Here is a 19,248-nt window from a genome sequence, read left to right on the forward strand (position 1 = left end):
AGGTAGTTCATTTTTCGTTGCCGACGACCCTTGTCTTGGCCGCAGGTGTCGGCTACCTTTCGTACGTATCAATCGGGTCTTTAAGCCCGGACGCTCGGTTCACCGCATACAGGGAGTAGCGAATGAACGACGTCAATATATCTGTCTTCGCCGGGACCATGGCCGAGATGACCCACGAGGCGCTCGTGGTGGCCGCCGAGCGGCGCAGCGCCGTTCTGCTCCCCATCGGAGTGATCGAGGCACACGGTCCGCACCTTCCGCTCGGGGTCGACGCGTACGGCAGCTACACCCTCGCCCGACTGGTCCGGGAACGACTGATCGCGGCGGGCCTGCCGGTGGTCGTCGCGCCGCCCTTCTACTGGGGCGTCAACCAGGTGACCGACGCCTTCCCGGGGAGCTTCCGGGTCCGGCCCGAGATCTCCGGGGCGATGCTCGACGACATCGTCACCAGCATCCACCAGGACGGGTTCGACCAGGTCTTCCTGGTCAACCACCACGGGGACCCGAACCACGCCGCGATGATCCTCGGGGTACTGGAGTCGCAGCACGCGGCGGGGCGTACCGGGGTCACCTGGCTGGCGGCCCCCGACGTCCTCGAGCGCTTCGGACGCGACCCTCGGGAGCCGTACTGGACGGTCTATCCCAAACCCGAGCGGCTCGCCACCTTCCAGCGCGGGGACGTGCTCAACGTGCACGGCCACGACCTGGAGACCGCGATGATGCGGCGCTGGTACGGCCCCCTGGTCAACGAGGACCGCCTCGGGGGACTCGAACCCACCAGCCAGCTGACCCGCGAGGATCTGGCCGTGTGGCGCAACGGCGGCGAGAAGGCCCGGGCCCTGACCCCGCTCGCCTTCTTCGGCGACCCGCACCCCCGTGATCCCGAACTGTCGGACGCGTACGAACTGGAGGCCGACTCGATGGCGGAAGCGGTCCGTCGCCGATTGTCCTGACCGGACGTTCCCCCACCCACCCCCACGGAGGTCAGGATGAGCGAGTCGACCCAGCCGCCCGGATCCACCGAGGCGCTACTCAACATCGCCGAGCACCACCGCCAGCACGAGCGCTACTACGTCCTGCGCTACCTCGAACACGCCCACCTGCTGCGTACCGGCGTGACGACCCTGCGTACGTTGTCCCAGCGCTGGTCCGCCGTCGAGGTGAGCGCCGGCAGCACCGAGTACCAGGACCCCCGGTTCAAGATGGCGGGCTGCCCCGACCTCAATGTCCTGATCGGGATCCCGAGCATCGGGGTGCTCTTCATGGAGGGGGAGGGGACCCCCCGCGAGTTGCTCCTGCTGCGCCGGGACATCGAGTCGGTGCTGCGCGACCACGAGCAGATGGACTCCTGGCTGACCGAGAAGATGCGGGCGGCCTGGGAACGCGACTTCCAACTGCCCGACGACGCCTCCTGGCGTCGGGCCGCCACCCGGCACCAGGTCCTGATCACCACGACCTGGGCGGGTCGGCACAGTGGACTCGTCGCCGACATCCTTCGCCAGGCCCTGAGCCTGTTCGACCGGCTCGACCTCACACCGGCCGGCATCCGCGAGAACCTGCGGCTGAGCGCGGTGAAGGTGGCGACGGTGGCCGAGTTGCTGGATTCCGCCGCGAACCTGGTGGCCGAGTGCAGTGTCCTGCTCAGCCGCAACGACCGCGGCTGGGGCCGCTACCTCGAGATGATCGAGATCGGCTCATGAGCACCGGACGTGAACCCGCTCGGGACCGGGCCGCCATGGTCGGTCGCCTTCTGGAGGTGGCGGTGTACCACCGCCAGCACGAGCGCTACTACGCCCAGCGCGACCTGTTGGACGCGGTCCGGCTCAAGCAGTGGGCCTCGACGCTGCGCTCGGCGGCCGAGGCGTGGCGCACCGAGGAACACCGCCGGGCCGATCCGGCCGATGTCGGGGTGCCGCCCCTCTTCGGGCCGCTGACCTCCGCGACCGGGCCCGCCGCCCGGGTCGATCCGGCGCAGGCCCGCGACATCGACGAGTTGGCCGTCGCCACCCTGGTCCGCGACCTGACCGGGATGGCCGAGCGTTACCGACATGCCGGACAGTGGCTGGACGCGAAGATGGCCGCCTCCTGGCCGCGCGAGGAGTACCTGCTGCAACCCGGGCTGAGTCGGGTCGCCCCGGCCCGCTTCCGTGCCCTCACCTCGACCACCCTGAACGCGCTGCGGATGCGGATCACCGCCACCCTGACCGGCGCGGCCGTCCGACAGCTGCGCGACCTGGCCGCGGCCGATGCGTCCGAACGTGCCGTCCGGGCGATCGTCGCGGCCGGGCTGGTCGACGAGGCGGGCGCCGCCCTCACCCGCAAGGCCGCCCAACTCGGCGGCGTGGACGAGGCATGGCAGCAGGTCATCGGCGAGCTTGCGGCGGTGGTGCCCGATGCTGCCTGACCGCACCCTGCTCGTCGGGCTCGCCCTCGACATCGGCGGTCGGGAGGGCCGCAGCGGCGTCGCGGCCCTGCGCGCGGCGGCCGAACGGCTGCGGCCGTACCTGGTGGAGCCACCCGTACCGCTCGGCGAGCCGCCGGTCGGAGCGGACCTGCGGGAGTGGGCCTGGCGACACGAGGCCACCCTGCGGGTGGTGATCGCCCACCGGCTGCTGGCCAACGCCGGCCGGCTGTGGGACGTGGCGGACGAGCGGGCCCGCCAGGACGGGGCCGCACTCGCGGAGCAGGCGGCGAGCGTACTGCTGGAGGTCGCGGCCGGGATGTGCGGCCCGTCCGGCCGCAACGACGAAGAGACGACCACACCCGACCCGAGGACGTGAGGTTCCATGGCCACTCTGGAGTTCGTCGCCGCCGCCAGTCACGCACCCGGGGTGACCGGTTGGCCCGACAAGGTCGCGCCCGCGACAAGGCAGGAGATGGATGCGGCCTACCACGAACTGGGCCGGCGGATCCGGGCCAGCCGACTGGACCTGTTGATCGTCATCTGCAACGACCACGGGTCGAACTTTCCCCTCGACGACCACCCCGATCTCGCGTTCGTGCTCTCCGAGACCCACGTCGGCCCGGCCGAGTGGTTCACCAACTGGCTGAACGTGCACACCCAGTACTCGCTGACCGGGGCGCCGGAGGCCGGTCGGCTCCTCTTCGACGCGCTCCGTGCCGACGACGTGGACCTGCGGGAACTCGCCGGCGAGGTGCTCTTCGACGACAACCTCACGATCCCGACCAAGATGATGGGGCTGGCGGAACTCGGCGTTCCGGTCCTGCCGCTGATGCACAACACGATGATCCCGCCGGTGCCCCGGGAGAGGTTCTGTTACGACTGGGGTCGACGACTGCGAACCGCCGTGGAGACGGTCCTTCCGGCCGGGATGCGGGTCGGGATACTGGCCACCGGCGGTATGAGCCACGAGCCGGGCGGTGCCCGCTACATGCTCATCGACGAGGAGTTCGATCGCCGTTTCCTGGCGCTGGTCGCCGCCGGCGACCCGGAGCGGCTGCTGACCGAGGCCACCTACGAGGCGATGGAGGCCGCGGGAGCCGGCGGCACCGCCGAGCTCCAGTCCTGGCTGATCGCCGCGGGTGCGGCCGGGGGCGGGCCGGCCGAGACCCTGTTCTACTCCCCGATCCTGGAGTTCCGGTGCGGCATCGGCCTCGTCGACTGGAACGTCGCGACGACCTCGCCGCTGGAGGTGGCCCGGTGAGCCTGGACCGTTTCAATCCCGACCTCGCCGTACACCGGCTGGTGCAGGAGCTCAAGCGGGACCGGATCCTGCGTGAGGAGTTCGAGCGCGACCCGGCCGCCGTGGCCGAGCGGTCCGGGCTGTCGGCCGCCGAGGTGGCGGCGATCCGGGGCCGGGACTTCAAGGCCCTCTTCGAGTTGGGCATGCACCCGTTCCTGCTGGGTCAACTGTCCCGTCTGATCTTCGGTACCACCGAGGGCACCGCGACCTCGGCGGCCGCCGAGGCACTCGTCGCCTCACTGCGGGGCGAGGACGCGCCCGCGAGCTGACCGCGCGAACTCCGGCCGGAGTGCCGCTCCGGCCCCGGTTTGCCCAGGTAGCGCAGGACGACCGACGTCACCGACACCACCGTCTGCGTTGACAATTGAACCGCTTCATTCGTATCATAACTATGGTTATCCCTCGTGCGGGGTGGCCAAGGATGGGGAAGCATCATGGGCAGTTCCAAGGCACGACAGTGGTCGATCATCGGAGGAACGATCGCGGCCCTGCTGGCACTGAGCGCCTGTAGCGGCGACGGTGGCAGCGCGGACGGCAACGTCAAGCTCAGGCTCGGCACCATGCAGCTGAGCAGCACCCACCTCCCGCAGATCGCGATCGACCAGGGCTTCTTCGCCGAGAAGGGCGTCGAGGTCGAGCTCACCTTCGCCAACTCGGGCGCCGAACTCCTTCCCGCCCTGCAGGCCGGCGCCATCGACATCGCCTACTCCAACGTCGTCTCCCCGCTGCTGGCCGCCGGCCAGGGCTTCAAGTTCAGCATGATCCTCGACAACGGGCAGTTCCCGAGTGCTCCGCCGGACAACAACCCGGTGATGGTCCGCGCCGACTCGGGCATCGAGTCGCTCGCGGACCTGCAGGGCAAGCGGGTGGCCGTGGTCAACGTCGGCGGCCTCAACGACGTGTTCCTGATCGAGCGGATGCGGGAGCAGGGGCTCGACCCGAGCGGCATCAGCTGGGTGGAGGCGCCGTTCCCGACCATGGTCGACGGCCTGCTGTCCGATCAGTACGACGCCGCGGTCACCGCCGAGCCGGTGACCACGCTGGCCAACAACAGCGGGAAGATCAAAGAACTGGACTCCTTCTTCTCCCGGGTCAATCCGGGGTTCAACCTGGCGGGCTACTACGTGATGGGCGACTGGGTCGCCAAGCCGGAGAACGCCGAGGCGATCACGGCCTTCAACGCCGCGATGGAGCAGGCCCGCAAGTACGTCGTCGACGGTGACAAGGCCGACGAGGTCCGTTACGTCACCGAGTGGAGTTCCCTGGACCAGGGCCTCGTCGAGGCCATCGTCGACAACGACCTGACCCTGCGCAGCGGCTACATCGACCTGCCGTCACTGCAGCGCACCGCCGACCTGCTGCACAAGCAGGGGCTGCTGAACGAGCCCCTCGACGTCACCGCCCACGTGTGGAGCGGCGCCCCGACCGAGCAGCCGTCATGACCCGGACCGCGACGGGCGCCACGGAAGGGGGTGAGCCGCGATGATGAACTGGATCAGAGAACGTCGGGCCGGTTACGGTCTGCACGCCGTCGGCGTCGACGAGGCACCGACCCTGCGCGTCGAGCAGGTCACCAAGCAATACGCCGGGCACACCGCGAAGGCGCCGGTGCAGGTACTGGCCCCGGTCGACCTCACCCTCGAGCCGGGCAGCTTCACCACCATCCTCGGCCCCTCGGGGTGCGGAAAGTCGACCCTGCTGCAGATCATGGCCGGACTGGTCGCACCGACCGACGGGACGATCAGCCTCGACGGGCGGGCGGTCCAGGGCCCCCAGCCGGAACTGCTCTACCTGTTCCAGCAGTACTCCCTCTCCCTCTTTCCGTGGCGCACGGTCCTGCAGAACGTCGCCTTCGGCGTGGAGTCGCGGGGCCGCCGGTCCGCGGAGACCCTCGACGAGTGCCGGAGCCTCATCGAGCGGGTCGGTCTCAAGGGGTACGAGGGCCACTACCCCTGGCAGCTCAGCGGTGGGATGCAGCAGCGGGTGGCGATCGCCCGGGCCCTGGTCGCCCGGCCGAAGATCCTGTTGATGGACGAGCCGTTCAGCGCCGTGGACGCCCTCACCCGCGAGGAACTCCAGGACGAACTGCTCGGCATCTGGCAGGAGTACGACCTGACGATCGTCTTCGTGACCCACGATTTCGAGGAGGCGATCTATCTCTCCCAGGAGATCGTGGTCCTCAAGGCGCACCCGGGGGCCATCGTCGAGAAGCGGGCCGTGCCGATCGCGTACCCCCGCAACCAGCTGCACACCCGGGCGAGCGAGGCGTACCTCGCGCTGCGGCACGACCTGCACGAACTGATCTTCAGCCTGAAGAAGAAGCCAGGCGCCGGCGTACCCGTGGGGGCGCCATGAGTGTCCGCAGCGTCCCGCGTCGCCGCGTACCGGGCGGATTCTTCCTCGACACCAAGACCAGCGGCTTCACCCTGGTCGCCCTGCTGCTCGTCCTCTGGGAGGTGTCGGTCCGCACCGCCCTGGTCGACTCGATCTCGGTGCCCGCGGTCTCCACGGTCGCGGAGCGCTTCATCGAACTGCTGCGCGACGGCACCCTGGTCGACGAGTTCGCGCAGACGCTGCGCCGGATGTTCGTGGGTTACCTGCTGGCGGCCATCATCGGCATCGGCGTCGGTCTGCTGATGGGCTACTTCGACCGGATCCACAACCTGCTGGAACCGGTCGTCGAGCTGATCCGGCCACTGCCGACCCCCGCGTACATCCCGCTGGTGATCCTCTTCCTCGGCGTCGGGGACTCGATGAAGATCTTTATCACGGTCATCGCGTGTGTCTGGCCGATCCTGCTGAACACCTACAGCGGCGTACGCAACGTGCCGAGGATCCAGATCGACACGGCCCGGACCTTCGGGCTCGGCAACGCGGCCGTGCTCCGCAAGGTGGTGGTTCCCGCCGCGGCCCCGTCGGTCTTCACCGGCCTGCGGATCAGCCTCACCCTGGCCCTGATCCTGTCGATCATCGCCGAGATGGTGGCGAGCAACAACGGCATCGGGTACTTCATCCTCTTCGCCCAGCGGTCCTTCCGGGTGACCGACATGTACGCCGGAATCATCGCCCTGGGAATCATCGGCTACCTGCTGAACCTGCTCTTCGTCCGGATCGAGGGCCGGGTGCTGCACTGGAACGCCGGCTCGGGCCGCAAGGGGGCGTGATGGAGCAGCACGCCCCGGTCATCGACGTACACGCCCACGCCCTGCCGACCCCCTTCCTCGCCGACCTCCAACGCCGTGGGCTGGCGGACCTGTCCCTCGTGGAGAAGGGCACACTGCACCTCGACGCCGGCATCTCGGGCCTGGCCCCGGGCGCCGCGATCCCCTTCCCCGCCGAGCAGTACGACCTCGCCCGCCGGTTGGCCGCGATGGAGGCGACCGGAGTCGACCACCAGGCGGTCTCGGCACCACCTTTCGTGTTCGCCTCCGCGGCGAGCGACCCGGGCCTCGCCGCCGACCTCGCCCGCCGCTCCAACGACGCACTGGCGGAGTTCGTGGCCGGCTCGCGAGGGCGGCTGGTGGCCCTGGCGACCGTCCCCGTCGGTACGCCCGACGCGGCGGGGGAGGCGGTCAGAGCCCTGGACGACCTGGGCGCCGCGGGTCTGGTGATCGGCACCTTCGGCGGCGGGCGCGAACTCGACCACGACATCAACGAGGAACTGTGGCAGGAGGTGGCCCGCCGCAGAGCCTTCGTCCTGGTCCACCCGAGCCGGGCGTCCGAACCCGCTCGACTGCGTGACTTCCATCTCGTGCAACTGGCCGGGTTCCCGATGGAGACCGCGTTGGCCATCAGCCGGCTGATCTTCGCAGGGGTACTCGACCGCCACGACCTGCGGCTCTGTCTCAGCCACGGCGGTGGATGCCTACCCGGTCTCGCCGGACGCCTGGACCTGGGCTGGGACCGCAAGGCGGTGGCCCACACCTCACTGCGTCCCCCGTCGGAGTACCTCCGTCGGCTCTACTACGACACGGCGCTCTTCAGCCCGGTGATACTGCGGCGGCTGATCGAGGACGTGACGGCAGACCGGGTCTGCCTCGGCACCGACACCCCGTTCGACGTCGCGGATCTCGCGCCGATCGAAACGGTCCGCGGCCTCGGGCTGCCGCCCGACCAGGCCGCCGCGGTACTCGGCGGCACCGCGGCGCGGCTGCTCGGCGGTCACCTTCGGCGGATTGCCGAAGTGGCCGACGGTTGACCGATGGCGCGGCGGCGACCGGTCGGGGACCGCCATTACGGTGGCAGCACCACAGCGGCGCACGACAATGTGCGCCCGCCGAACGATGGGATGGGGATATGGATCCAGTTGCTGGCCTGGCGCGATCGTCGCGTGCGCAGGCTGTGGCGGCCGCGATCGAACACGAGATCGAGACTCGCAACCTCGAACACGGGTACAAGTTGGGCACGAAGACGGACCTGCGGGACCGGTTCGACGTGGGAATCGGCACCATCAACGAGGCGCTGCGGTTGTTGGTCTCGCACGGTGCCGTCGACCTGCGGCCCGGTGCCCAGGGCGGAGTCTTCGTCGCCTCGCCCGCGCCCTTCGTTCGACTCGGCCGCAAGATGCTGGAACTGAGCAAGGACTCGGTCAGCGTCGCGGACTGCCTGATGGTCCGCAACGCCCTCGACCCCCTGGTGATCTCCCAGGCCACCCAGCACCGCAGCGCGGACGACATCGAGGCCCTCCGGCGGATCGCCGACGAGATGTCCCAGGACTCCCTGTCGAGCATGGACTTCCTGCGCATCAACTGGCGGCTGCACCTGCGGATTCTCGAGATCGTCCCGAGCCCGGTCGTGCGGCACATGTACGGCTCGCTGATGGACTTCGTCCAGCAGCGGGTCCTGCACGTCAACGAGGACGTCGCGGACCGTGCGCACAGCCGGGTCGTCCACCGCGACCTGGTCGAGGCGATCGCGAGCGGCGACCAGAAGCTCGCCGCCAAGGCCGTCAGCGCCCACCAGAACCTGCTCGAAGGCGGAAACTTCCCGGGAGGACAGGAACGTTATGGCTGAGGTACGAGCGGAACCCAGCACATCCGCGCTCGTCGTCGTGGACGTGCAGAACGACTTCTGCCACCCCGACGGCGTCTTCGCCCGGGCCGGGTTCGCGCTGACCGGCCTGGCGGAACTGATCGTCAACGTCAACACCCTGGTCCGGGCCGCTCGCGACGGCGGCCGGCCGGTGGTGTGGATCCGGATGGAGTGGTCGGACGACGAGAGCGTCGGCGTCCTCGCCGAACGGAGCCGATTCCTGCGCCGGGAGGGGCTGCGTGCCGGTACCTGGGGCAGCGAACTGGTCGACGGCCTCGACGTCTCGGCCGAGGACCTCGTCGTGACCAAGCAACGCTTCAGCGCCTTCTACCGCACCGACCTGGAGTCCCGGCTCCGGGGCCGGGGGGTGACCACGCTGGTGACCGCCGGAGTCCGGACGGACTTCTGCGTCGAGTCGACGGTGCGGGACGCGTTCTTCCGGGACTTCCGGGTCGTCGTGGCCCAGGACGCCACCGCCAGCTACGTCGACGACCTGCACGCCAACAGCCTGCGGGTGATGAACACCGTGTTCGCCCAGGTGACGGAGCTGGCCCCGGCCGCGGAGATCCTCCGCGGTGGTGGCGACCCCACCTGACCCCTCCCGCTGCGTCCCCTTCTTTCGTCACATCGTTCTCGGGCGCTGCCGCGTCCGTACCCCGTCACACCCTCATGAGGAGAACCATGCGTATCTGCAACCACGACGGACGGCTGATCCTGATCCCGGCGGACCACCCCGTGACGGACGTACCGGAGACCGCGGTGGACGTCGAACGAGCCAGCGGCGGACGGTTCGGCAGCGACCCGCAGGGGGTCTTCTCGGACTGGGCGGCGTTCCGGGCCTGGTGCGAGGAGTCCACGGCCGAGCCCGACGTCAAGATCGACGTCGAGAAGCTGGGTCCGCCGGTCCCAGCCCCGCGGCAGATCTTCGCGATCGGTCTCAACTACCTCGCCCACGCCGTCGAGTCCCGGATGGAGGGTGCGGCCGTTCCACCGACCTTCACCAAGTTCGTCTCCTGCCTCACCGGTCCGTACGCCTCCGTCACCCTGCCCAGCGCGAACGTCGACTTCGAGGTCGAACTGGTGGTCGCGATCAGCCGTACGGCGCACAAGGTCGCGGCGGAGGACGCCTGGGACCACGTGGCCGGGCTGATGGTCGGCCAGGACCTCTCCGAGCGGAAGGTCCAGTTGCAGCCGCCGGTGCCGCAGTTCAGCCTCGGCAAGAGCTACCCCGGCTTCGGCCCCACCGGCCCCTGGCTGATCACGCCCGAAGAGGTCGGCCGCACCGAGGACGTCAACAACCTGCGGATCTCCTCGGCGATCGACGGCGTGACGATGCAGGACGACACCACCGCGCAGATGATCCTGAACGTCGCGGACCTCATCGCCCACCTCTCGTCCATCTGCACCCTGATGCCCGGAGACCTGATCTTCACCGGTACCCCCTCCGGGGTCGGACAGGCCCGCGAGCCACAGCGGTTCCTGCGCCCGGGAGAGGTGCTGGTCAGCACCATCGCGGGCGTCGGCCAACTGCGGACCTCACTCGTCGCCGCCGAGATCTGAGAGGAGCCGGACCGATGAGGACGATCACGCACTGGATCGGCGGCCGAGAGACCGCGGGCGACTCCGACCGGCGAGCAACCGTCTGGAACCCGGCGACGGGCCAACGACAGGCGCAGGTGGTCCTCGGGTCGAAGGCCGACGTCGCGGCGGCGGTCGCCGCCGCGACGTCGGCCTTCGAATCCTGGTCCCAGGCGTCCCTGAGCGCCCGCACCAGGGTGCTGTTCCGCTTCCGTGAACTGGTCGCCGCGCACCTGGACGACCTGGCCGAGCTGATCACCGCCGAGCACGGCAAGGTGGTGTCCGACGCCGCCGGGGAGGTCCAGCGGGGGCTGGAGGTCGTGGAGTACGCCTGCGGCATCGCCGAACTGCTCAAGGGCGAGTACAGCAGCGAGGTCAGCACCGGCATAGACGTCGTATCCGTGCGGGAACCGCTCGGAGTGACCGTCGGCATCACCCCCTTCAACTTCCCGGTGATGGTGCCGATGTGGATGCACCCGGTGGCGATCGCCTGCGGCAACACCTTCGTGCTCAAGCCGAGCGAGCGCGACCCCTCCCCGTCGATGCTCATCGCCGAGCTGTACCGGCGGGCGGGGTTGCCCGACGGCGTGTTCAACGTCGTCCAGGGCGACCGGGAGTGCGTGGACGCCCTGCTGGAACATCCGGACGTGGCCGCGGTGTCCTTCGTCGGCTCGACCGCGATCGCCCGCCAGATCCATCTCAAGGCCAGCGCCAACGGCAAGCGGGTGCAGGCCCTCGGCGGTGCCAAGAACCACGCCGTCGTCCTGCCCGACGCCGACCTCGACTTCGCCTCCGGACACATCAGCTCCGCCGCCTTCGGGTCGGCGGGGGAGCGATGCATGGCCATCTCCGCCGCGGTCGCCGTCGGCGACCGGGCCGACGGCCTGGTGGAGGCGCTCGCCGACCGGGCGACCCGGGTGCGGGTGGGCCCGGGTACCGATCCGACCTCGGAGATGGGCCCGGTGGTCACCCGGCAGGCCAAGGAGCGGATCGTGGACCTGATCGGCTCGGGTGAGTCCGCGGGGGCACGGCTTCGGGTCGACGGGCGGAACCACCTGGTGCCGGGCCACGAGGAGGGCTTCTTCGTCGGGCCGACGCTGATCGATCACGTCGACACCGGGATGGCGGTCTACCGGGAGGAGATCTTCGGCCCGGTGCTGTCGGTGGTGCGGGTCGACGACATCGAGGCGGCGATCGCGCTGATCAACGCCAATCCGTACGGCAACGGCACGGCGATCTTCACCTCCAGCGGCGCCGCGGCCCGGCGCTTCCGGCGCGGCGTACAGGTCGGCATGGTCGGAGTGAACGTGCCGGTGCCGGTGCCGGTGGCGTACCACTCCTTCGGCGGGTGGAAGGACTCCCTCTTCGGGGACAGGCACGTCCACGGGCCGGAGGGGGTGGCCTTCTACACGAGGGCCAAGGTGGTCACGAGCCGCTGGCCGGACCGGGCCGCACCCCGTGAATCCGTCTCCTACGACTTTCCGACCGGCGGGACGGCCTGACTTCGGATCGGAGCCGGCCCGCAACGACGGGTACCGCGAGCGGTCCTCGGGTTCGATAGGTTGCCACCATGGACCTGCAGCCACCCGTGGCGACCGGAGCCGGGGCGGTCATCGCGCTCGCCGGCACGTTGCTCGCCGACGTGGGCCGGGACCGGCGGCAGTGTGACCGGGGCGTCGACAGCTCCGGCTGACCCACGAAGAGGTACTTGTCGAAGTACTCCGTACTGACCTGCCCGGAGCGCGGCCGGAACTGCCCGATCAGATGGCAGGCCGGCCGGTGCACGACTTGCTCCTCACGCGACGTCATGCCGGATAGTCGGCGCCGTGGCGGAACACCTGACCGTGGGACGGGTGGCGGAGCTGACCGGCGTCAGCGTCCGCACCCTGCACCACTACGACGAGATCGGCCTGCTGGCGCCGTCCACCCGGACCACGGCCGGCCACCGGGCCTACTCCGCCGCCGACGTGCAGCGGCTCCGGGAGGTGCTCGCCTACCGGCGGCTCGGCTTCGGGCTGCGGGAGATCGCCGATCTGGTCGACGACCCGGCCACCGACGCGGTCGCGCACCTGTGCCGGCTACGCGGTCTGCTGTCGGATCAGCGCGACCGCGCCGCCGCCATGGTGGCGGCCATCGACCGGGAACTGGACGCCCGGGCGAGGGGCATCAGAACGACACCGGAGGAGCAACTGAGGATGTTCGGTGCCCAACTGTACGACGCCATCGGGTCCGCGTACCCCGCCACCCGCCGTACCGAACCGAGGATCGCCGCGCGCATCTGGGACGCGCTGGGCGACGCCCGGACGGTGCTGAACGTCGGTGCCGGCACCGGTTCCTACGAGCCTCCCGACCGCGACGTCACGGCGGTCGAACCGTCGGCGGTCATGCGGGCCCAACGTCCCCCGGGCGCGGCACCGTGCGTGGCGGCCGCCGCGCAGCGGCTGCCGTTCCCCGACCGGTCCTTCGACGCCGCGATGGCGGTCAGCACCGTCCACCACTGGCCGGACCCGATCGCCGGGCTGCGGGAGATGCGGCGGGTGGCCCGCCGCGTGGTGGTGTTCACCTACGACGCCGACGACACCGGCTGGCGGCAACGGTTCTGGCTCACCCGCGACTACCTGCCCGAGTTCGCGGAGCTACTCGTCGGCTGGCCCGCCCTGGCCGACCTGGCCGACGCGATCGGCGGACGCGCGGAGCCGGTGCTCGTCCCGTGGGACTGCGTCGACGGCTTCTTCGAGGCGTACTGGCGCCGACCCGAGGCGTACCTGGACGAACACGTCCGACGCGCGGTGTCGGTGTGGACCAGGGTCGGGCCGCGGGCCGAGCAACGGGCGGTCGACACCCTCCGCGAGGACCTCACCTCGGGCCGGTGGGCCGAGCGCAACCGCGACGTCGTCGCCCTCGACACCGCCGAACTCGGCCTGCGCCTGCTGGTGGCCTGAACGGCGGGCCGGTCCGGCGTCCGGCTCCACCCGGGCGCGCTAGAAGGCGGCGCGCAGGATGTCGCGGTGTGCCCGTACATAGCGGATGTCCGCCTCGTACAGATCGGCGTGCCCGTCCGCGATGTGCCGCTGGAACGCCGGGTTGCCCAGCCCCTGTAAGGGCGCGAAGCGGTAGGCGGCGTAGGCGACGTCCCAGACGCGGGGACCGGGGTGGACCGCGTCGAAGTCGATGAACGCCACGGCCGACCCGTTGCGGACCACACAGTTGTACGGGGCGGCGTCGCCGTGGCACATCACCTCGGCAGGCTGCCGCACCGGCAGGAGCCAGGGGTCGTCGGAACGCGGCCGGAACGTGACGCTCGCGTCGTGCAGACCCCGCAGCAGCGCGGCGGCGGTGGTGAGCAACTCGCGCGTACGCAGGTCCGGCGTGAGCGCGTCGGGCACCTCGCCGTCGACGAAGGTGAGCACCTCGTTGCCCGCACCGTCGAAGCCGCGTGGCTCCGGCGCGCCGTGGAACCCGTGCTCGTGAAGGTGCCGCAGGAACCGGTGGATCGCCGGCGCCGCCGAAGACACCGGCCGATGGACGACGTCGCCGCGGCGGCGCACCACGTGCACTCCGCCACGGAACTCCTGTTCCTCGGTCATCCGCTGCTCGCTCGTCGTTGCCGCGGCCCGGGTGCCGGTGCCCGAGCGGCGGCAGACTAAGCCCCGGGAGACCAGCACACAAGACGTGCCGTGGATTCGGGCTGCAGCTTCGCCGGCACCGTCTGCGCGTCCCGCAAGGGCGGTTCGGCGAGCACGGATCTGACCTGGCTCTTCAACGACCACCAGGGCACCCAACAGACCGCCGTCAACGCCGGCACCCAGGCGGTGTCGATCCGCCGACAGACCCCGTACGGAGCTCCGCGCGGCGCCAATCCGGTCTGGGTCAACAACAAGGGCTTCGTCGGCGGGGACATCGACCCACCGGCCTGACCAACGTCGGCGCCCGCCAGTACGACCCCACCCTGGGCCGGTTCATCTCCGTCGACCCGGTCCTCGTCGCCGACGACCCAGCCCAGTACAACGCCTACCAGTACGGCGGAAACAACCCGATCGACAACGCCGACCCGACCGGCCTGTACTTCACGGAAGACGGTGAGGACACCGGCGACCGCGCCTACGTCGACACCACTCCCTCCGGGGAGACAGTAACCAAGATCGTCAAGAAGTACGTGCCCCCAGGCTGCGGGGCCAGCTGCCAGCAGCAGCGGGAGGCGTTCCGGAAGGCCAGCAACGAACGTGCCGAGGCGGAACGCAAACAACGCGAATGCCAGGCCAGCTTCTGGTGCCGCAACGCCGGTGCGGTGGGCGCGGTCGCCGGTGTCGCCGCCGGTGTCATCGTCGGCGGAGCCTGCACGGCCGGAAGCTTTGCTACTCGCTGCGCAGTGCCGCCGAGCGTGGCCAGGCGAGGAACCGCGCGTGCAGCACCCCCGACGGGGTGTGTGGCAGGTCCTCGCACGCCTGCACCAGGTACGCCGACAGGTGCAGCATCAGCGACACCCGTGCACCGGTGAACTCCGCGACGAGCTGCCGTTTACGAGTCCGACAGGGCCACGCCGCCCCGCACCCCGCGCAGATCCACTGCGGCCGTACCGGCTGATGCACCGACAACAACCCCACCACCCCTCCGGCTCGTTGGAAGGGGGAAGGGGCCACCGCCGACACCCGACCCGACCACATCCCGGGTCGGCGGCGGCCCCTTCCTCCTGGCACCCACCAGCCCGGCGAATCTGCCGCAAGCGAACCGGCGAGGCCCTGCCGCTGAACCTACGAACCAACCCCGGGCACCCCAACGTCCCGACAGACATCACGCCGGACACTTCCACGACCCTGGCGCGTCCCGCCGTGTCCACTACCGTGGGACGGTATGAGTCACCGCCTGCGCGCGGCCATGCTCCGCGCCCACCTCGATCCGGCCGCCCTCGCCGCAGCCGTCGGTGTCGACGTCAAGACCGTCACCCGGTGGCTCACCGGTCGCGTTCCCCATCAACGCACCCGCCTCGCCGTCGCCGACGCCCTCGGTGAGACCGAGGCCGATCTGTGGCCGCAGACCCGTCCCGACCAGGCTCCGGGCGCGGAGGCCACCGCTGAGGTCGTCGCCGCCTACGCCCACCGCGCCGACATCCCTCACCACGTCTGGGCCGCCCTGCTCACCGGCGCCACCACGCGGATCGACCTGCTCGGCTACGCCTACCCGTTCCTGCTGGAACTGCTGCCCAACACCATGCAGCTCATCACCGACAAGGCCACCAACGGCGCCCGGGTCCGTCTCGCGTTCGCCGACCCCGACTGCCCGCACGTCGCCGAACGCGACGCCCTGGAACAGATCGGCGGCACCCTACCCGGCCGGATCCGCAACGCCCTCAACTTCTGCGAACCCCTCCACGGCGTGCCCGGGGTGGAGATCGGCCTGCACACCGTGCACCTGTACAACTCGGTGTTCCGCTTCGACCACCAGATGATCGTCACCCCACACCTGTACCGCGCCCGCGGCTACCAACACCCCGCCCTGCACCTGCGCGAACTCTCTCCGCACGGCATCTTCGCCGCCCACGCCGACCAGTTCGAACAGATCTGGCAAACCACCACCGCCTACCCCAAGGAGACCCGGTGATCGGCCGGCGCGACTACTACCACGACCCGCACGCCCCCACCGCGAACAGCCTCGTCCCCGGCGCCGCCGCCGTCGTCACCGACGAGCATGGACGCGTACTGCTGCAACGCCGCACCGACTCCGGCAACTGGGCCCTACCGGGCGGCGCCATGGACATCGGCGAAACCCTTCAACAGTGCGCCATCCGCGAGGTCAAAGAAGAGACCGGACTCGACATCGAGATCACCGGCCTGCTCGGCATCTACACCGACCCCGCACACGTCATCGCCTACGCCGACGGTGAGGTCCGGCAGGAGTTCACCGTGACCTACCTCGCCCGAGTCACCGGCGGCACGCTGACCGTCAGCGACGAATCCACCGAGGTCCGCTTCATCCACCCCACCGACTTCGACCGCATCCCCATCCACGACACCGTCCGCCTCCGCCTCCACCACCACGCCGAGCACCGCGACACCCCCTACCTCGGATAGCCCCACCCATCGATGCGCTGGCCGTCGGCGACCGGGCGTCACAGTACGCGGCCGAGTTGTCGGCGGGACTCCACGCCGAGTTTCCGGAACACCTTGCGCAGGTGGTAGTCGACGGTGCTGGTGCTGATGAAGAGCCGTTCGGCGATCTCCGGGTTGGTCAGGCCGTCGCGGGCCAGCGCGGCGATCGCCGCCTCCTGTGGGGTCAGGTCGCCGGCGGTCTCCGGGTTGCGTTTGCGGGCGGTCTCGCCGGTCGCGAGCAGTTCCTGGCGGGCGCGTTCGGCGAAGGCGGGGGCGCCCAGTTCCTCGAACATCGTCAGCGCGGTCCGTAGCGGGCCTCGGGCGTCCTTGCGTCGTCGCTGCCGCCGTAGCCATTCGCCGTAGAGCAGGTGGGCGCGGGCGGTGTCGCCGACCGCGGCGGTGTCCCGCAGGGTCGCTATGGCGGACTGGAACAGTGCCTCGGCGGACGAGTCGGGAGCAAGTAGCGCGCGGGACCGTTCGAGCAGGCCGCGTGCCCACGGGGTGCCGCTGGTCGTGGCCCGTCCGTCGAGCGTCGCCAGCGCGTGCGCGGCGCGGTCGCGGTCCTCGGCGTACACGGCGGCTTCGATCAGGTCGGGCAGCACCCGGGCGTACGCGCCCGCGTAGTCGTCCTCGACCAGCCCGACGCCCGTGGCGGCTGCGGCCGCGTAGTTGCCCCGACCCAGGTCGAGGATGATCGAGCCGAGGTCGGCCAGGCCGGCGCTGGCGCCCATGCCGAGCCAGTTCGCCGCCGTCCGGGCCCGCCCGATGTGTGCCTCGGCGTCGGGTACGCAACGCCAGCCGATCTGTTCCGGGCTGCGGAACACCTCCCACATGTACGGCGTGCTCGCCACCGCGCTGCGTAGCTGGTGCACCTCGAGCAGCAGTTCGTCGGCGGTCTCCAACCGGCCGAGGGTGGTCTCGTGGGTGGCGAGGGCGAACAGGGCGATCTCCAGCACCTGTAGGGCACCGGTGCGCCGGGCCACCGCCGCGGTGCGGTGCAGGATCGCTTCGCGGGTCCGGTCGTCCCAGATCCGGGTACAGAGGGTTACCCCGGTGAGGTAGTGGGTGAGCAGCGTCGGGTCGGAGACCTCGCCGGTGGCGAGCCATGTCGTGGCGCGGCGGATCAGCGGTACCGCGTCGGCGACGTCGACCACGGACACCGCGAAGGCGTCCAGGAGCAGGTCGGTGAGCGTCTCACCGCGGTTGGAGCGCCCGGTCACCGCCGCGGAGATCTGGCGCAGGTCGGTGCCCTCGATCAGGTACTCCGAGGCCATCGACCCGTCGATGGCCCCGAGTAGGGCGGCGCGGGCCAGGTCCGGGTCGTCCACCCGGAACGCCTCGTACGCCGCCAAACAGGTGGCCGACACCTGCGCCATGCCCCGCTCGGCGCCGAGGGCGACGATGGTCCGGGCCCGCAGCATCAGGCGGTCGCCCTGGCCGGTCGGGTCGAGCAGGTCCGGGTCGATGGAGCCCAGCAACAGGTGTGCCTGGGTCGGTGCCCCGGAGGTGAACGCGGCGTCTGCGGCGGCGAGCAGCCGCCCGGCGCGGGCCCGTTCGTCGGGGGTGAGTTCGGCGGCCCGGGTGAGGAAGGTGGCCCGGGCGGCGTAGCCACCCCGGTTGGCGGCCCGTCCGGCGGCCAGGACGAGATCGGCGGCGACTTCCTCGTCCGGCTGTAGTGCGGCGCAGGCGCGGTGCCAGGCCCGCCGGTCGGCGTCGGCGCCGCGGCTGGTGGCCGCCGCCAGGGCCTGGTGGGCCTGCCGGCGGTCGGAGCTGGTCGCGCCACCGTAGACGGCCGATCGGACGAGCGGGTGCCGGAACCGGATCTCCGCGCCCAGGGTGATCAGCCGCGCCCGTTCGGCCTCGTCGGCGGCTTCGGGGCGGACACCGAGGTCGGCGGCGGCGGCCGTGATGTACCCGATGTCGCCCTGCGGTTCGGCGGCCGCGACCAGCAGCCAGCGCTGGGTCTGCGCCGCGAACCGGTGCACCTGCTGCAGGTAGTGCGCTTCGAGTCGGCTGCCGACCGGGAGCGGTTCGGGTAGCAGCAGCGCGCCGGCCAACTGGTTGCCGGTCAGCGACGCCGACAGGTCGGTGATGGCGAGCGGGTTGCCGCGGGTCGCCGTGACGATCTGCCCGGCCACCTTGGGGTCGATGACGCCGTCGACCACGGTGCGCAGCAACTCCAGCGCGTCGCCGTGCGGCAGTCCTTCGACGAGCAGCACCGGCAGCCCTTCCAGGGCGGCCACGTCGTCGGTGCCGGTGCGTACGGTGAAGACCAGGCCGATGCCCTCGGCGTGCACGCGGCGGGCCACGAACGCGAGCACGTTCAGCGACTCGCGGTCCAGCCACTGGGTGTCGTCGATGCAGCACAGCACCGGGCCTCGGTCGGCGGTCCTGGCGAGCAGCGAGAGCACCGCGAGACTCACCAGGAACCGGTCGGCCGGCGGGCCGTCGGTCAGCCCGAACGCCACCGACAGCGCCTGGTGCTGGGTGGCCGGTAACCCGTCGAGGTCTCTGACGTGCGGGACGAGCAGGCGGTGCAGGGCGGCGAAGGGGAACTCGGCCTCCGCCTCGACTCCGGCCACCCGCAGTACCCGCAGGTCCGCCCCCGCGTCCGCGACCGCGTCGAGCAGCGCGGTCTTGCCGATTCCGGCCTCACCACGCAGCACGATCACCTGGCTCATGCCGGCCCGTACCCGCTCGATGAGCGCCTCCAGCGCGGCGCGTTCGGTGTCGCGTCCCAGCAGCACGGCGAGCAGACTACGCGATACGTGCGCGTCCACTACGCACTCCACTGTGACGACTACGCGACCACCGGACGCGAGCGGCCTCCGCGGCGCATAACTTCGGGC

The 19,248-nt window shown here is 70.6% G+C and carries 21 protein-coding genes and 1 pseudogene; 19 read left to right on the forward strand and 3 right to left on the reverse strand.

What is annotated here, in order from left to right; translation table 11 throughout:
* Positions 1-122: 122 nt before the first annotated feature.
* From D2L64_RS06755 to D2L64_RS06830, 16 genes are all read left to right on the forward strand, one after another.
* Entirely contained in the window at positions 123-953 is an 831-nt protein-coding gene (locus D2L64_RS06755; RefSeq protein ID WP_119573825.1) for a creatininase family protein, read from the forward strand.
* A gap of 36 nt (positions 954-989) precedes the next feature.
* A complete protein-coding gene (locus D2L64_RS06760; RefSeq protein ID WP_119573826.1) occupies positions 990-1,700 on the forward strand; it encodes a hypothetical protein in 711 nt (236 codons plus the stop codon).
* Positions 1,697-2,404 carry a hypothetical protein gene (locus tag D2L64_RS06765; protein ID WP_119573827.1) on the forward strand — a complete coding sequence of 236 codons (708 nt, stop codon included), beginning with the start codon at positions 1,697-1,699 and terminating at the stop codon, positions 2,402-2,404. The genes D2L64_RS06760 and D2L64_RS06765 overlap by 4 nt, the downstream gene beginning before the upstream one ends.
* Positions 2,394-2,780, forward strand: a complete 387-nt coding sequence (locus D2L64_RS06770; protein WP_119573828.1) for a hypothetical protein — start codon at positions 2,394-2,396, stop codon at positions 2,778-2,780. Before D2L64_RS06765 ends, D2L64_RS06770 begins: the two co-directional genes overlap by 11 nt.
* 6 nt (positions 2,781-2,786) lie before the next feature.
* Positions 2,787-3,665, forward strand: a complete 879-nt coding sequence (locus D2L64_RS06775) for a DODA-type extradiol aromatic ring-opening family dioxygenase (protein WP_119573829.1) — start codon at positions 2,787-2,789, stop codon at positions 3,663-3,665.
* Positions 3,662-3,973: an extradiol ring-cleavage dioxygenase gene (locus tag D2L64_RS06780; RefSeq protein ID WP_119573830.1), complete on the forward strand. Its 312-nt coding sequence runs from the start codon at positions 3,662-3,664 to the stop codon at positions 3,971-3,973. The genes D2L64_RS06775 and D2L64_RS06780 overlap by 4 nt, the downstream gene beginning before the upstream one ends.
* Positions 3,974-4,138: 165 nt before the next feature.
* Positions 4,139-5,146, forward strand: coding sequence for an ABC transporter substrate-binding protein (locus D2L64_RS06785; protein WP_119573831.1), 1,008 nt, complete (start codon positions 4,139-4,141; stop codon positions 5,144-5,146).
* A 43-nt stretch (positions 5,147-5,189) separates the two neighbouring features.
* The gene (locus tag D2L64_RS06790; protein WP_158603466.1) at positions 5,190-6,059 is read left to right on the forward strand and encodes an ABC transporter ATP-binding protein; all 870 of its coding nucleotides are present in this window, start codon (positions 5,190-5,192) and stop codon (positions 6,057-6,059) included.
* Positions 6,056-6,868: an ABC transporter permease gene (locus D2L64_RS06795; RefSeq protein WP_119573833.1), complete on the forward strand. Its 813-nt coding sequence runs from the start codon at positions 6,056-6,058 to the stop codon at positions 6,866-6,868. Before D2L64_RS06790 ends, D2L64_RS06795 begins: the two co-directional genes overlap by 4 nt.
* The gene (locus D2L64_RS06800; protein WP_119573834.1) at positions 6,868-7,902 is read left to right on the forward strand and encodes an amidohydrolase family protein; all 1,035 of its coding nucleotides are present in this window, start codon (positions 6,868-6,870) and stop codon (positions 7,900-7,902) included. The genes D2L64_RS06795 and D2L64_RS06800 overlap by 1 nt, the downstream gene beginning before the upstream one ends.
* A 143-nt stretch (positions 7,903-8,045) precedes the next feature.
* Complete coding sequence (locus D2L64_RS06805) at positions 8,046-8,717, forward strand: FadR/GntR family transcriptional regulator (protein WP_199714448.1); 672 nt, start codon at positions 8,046-8,048, stop codon at positions 8,715-8,717.
* The gene (locus D2L64_RS06810) at positions 8,710-9,330 is read left to right on the forward strand and encodes a cysteine hydrolase family protein (protein WP_119573836.1); all 621 of its coding nucleotides are present in this window, start codon (positions 8,710-8,712) and stop codon (positions 9,328-9,330) included. The genes D2L64_RS06805 and D2L64_RS06810 overlap by 8 nt, the downstream gene beginning before the upstream one ends.
* A gap of 86 nt (positions 9,331-9,416) precedes the next feature.
* Positions 9,417-10,295 carry a fumarylacetoacetate hydrolase family protein gene (locus D2L64_RS06815; RefSeq protein ID WP_119573837.1) on the forward strand — a complete coding sequence of 293 codons (879 nt, stop codon included), beginning with the start codon at positions 9,417-9,419 and terminating at the stop codon, positions 10,293-10,295.
* A 14-nt stretch (positions 10,296-10,309) separates the two neighbouring features.
* Positions 10,310-11,815, forward strand: a complete 1,506-nt coding sequence (locus D2L64_RS06820; RefSeq protein WP_119573838.1) for a CoA-acylating methylmalonate-semialdehyde dehydrogenase — start codon at positions 10,310-10,312, stop codon at positions 11,813-11,815.
* A gap of 68 nt (positions 11,816-11,883) precedes the next feature.
* Entirely contained in the window at positions 11,884-12,006 is a 123-nt protein-coding gene (locus tag D2L64_RS28225) for a hypothetical protein (protein WP_267898658.1), read from the forward strand.
* A gap of 133 nt (positions 12,007-12,139) precedes the next feature.
* The gene (locus D2L64_RS06830) at positions 12,140-13,255 is read left to right on the forward strand and encodes a MerR family transcriptional regulator (RefSeq protein WP_119573840.1); all 1,116 of its coding nucleotides are present in this window, start codon (positions 12,140-12,142) and stop codon (positions 13,253-13,255) included.
* Positions 13,256-13,294: 39 nt separating this feature from the next.
* On the opposite strand, the gene D2L64_RS06835 is transcribed toward D2L64_RS06830, so the two are convergent.
* Positions 13,295-13,900, reverse strand: coding sequence for a phosphotransferase (locus D2L64_RS06835; RefSeq protein WP_119573841.1), 606 nt, complete (start codon positions 13,898-13,900; stop codon positions 13,295-13,297).
* A 105-nt stretch (positions 13,901-14,005) separates the two neighbouring features.
* Here D2L64_RS06835 and D2L64_RS06840 point away from each other — a divergent pair.
* Positions 14,006-14,667 (forward strand): annotated as a pseudogene (locus D2L64_RS06840) (RHS repeat-associated core domain-containing protein); the annotation flags it as partial.
* 1 nt (position 14,668) lies between these two features.
* Here the strand turns inward: D2L64_RS06840 and D2L64_RS27830 are convergent.
* A complete protein-coding gene (locus D2L64_RS27830) occupies positions 14,669-14,917 on the reverse strand; it encodes a flavin reductase (RefSeq protein ID WP_233558819.1) in 249 nt (82 codons plus the stop codon).
* Positions 14,918-15,188: 271 nt separating this feature from the next.
* On the opposite strand from D2L64_RS27830, the gene D2L64_RS06845 reads away from it, so the two are divergent.
* Positions 15,189-15,911, forward strand: coding sequence for a helix-turn-helix domain-containing protein (locus D2L64_RS06845; RefSeq protein ID WP_233558820.1), 723 nt, complete (start codon positions 15,189-15,191; stop codon positions 15,909-15,911).
* Complete coding sequence (locus D2L64_RS06850; RefSeq protein ID WP_119573843.1) at positions 15,908-16,381, forward strand: NUDIX domain-containing protein; 474 nt, start codon at positions 15,908-15,910, stop codon at positions 16,379-16,381. The genes D2L64_RS06845 and D2L64_RS06850 overlap by 4 nt, the downstream gene beginning before the upstream one ends.
* A 38-nt stretch (positions 16,382-16,419) precedes the next feature.
* On the opposite strand, the gene D2L64_RS06855 is transcribed toward D2L64_RS06850, so the two are convergent.
* Positions 16,420-19,179 (reverse strand): helix-turn-helix transcriptional regulator, encoded by a 2,760-nt coding sequence (locus tag D2L64_RS06855; RefSeq protein WP_199714449.1) that lies wholly within the window; start codon positions 19,177-19,179, stop codon positions 16,420-16,422.
* Positions 19,180-19,248 lie beyond the last annotated feature (69 nt).

The sequence above is a fragment of the Micromonospora radicis genome (assembly GCF_003583405.1).
GTDB classification, from domain to species: Bacteria; Actinomycetota; Actinomycetes; order Mycobacteriales; family Micromonosporaceae; genus Micromonospora; species Micromonospora radicis.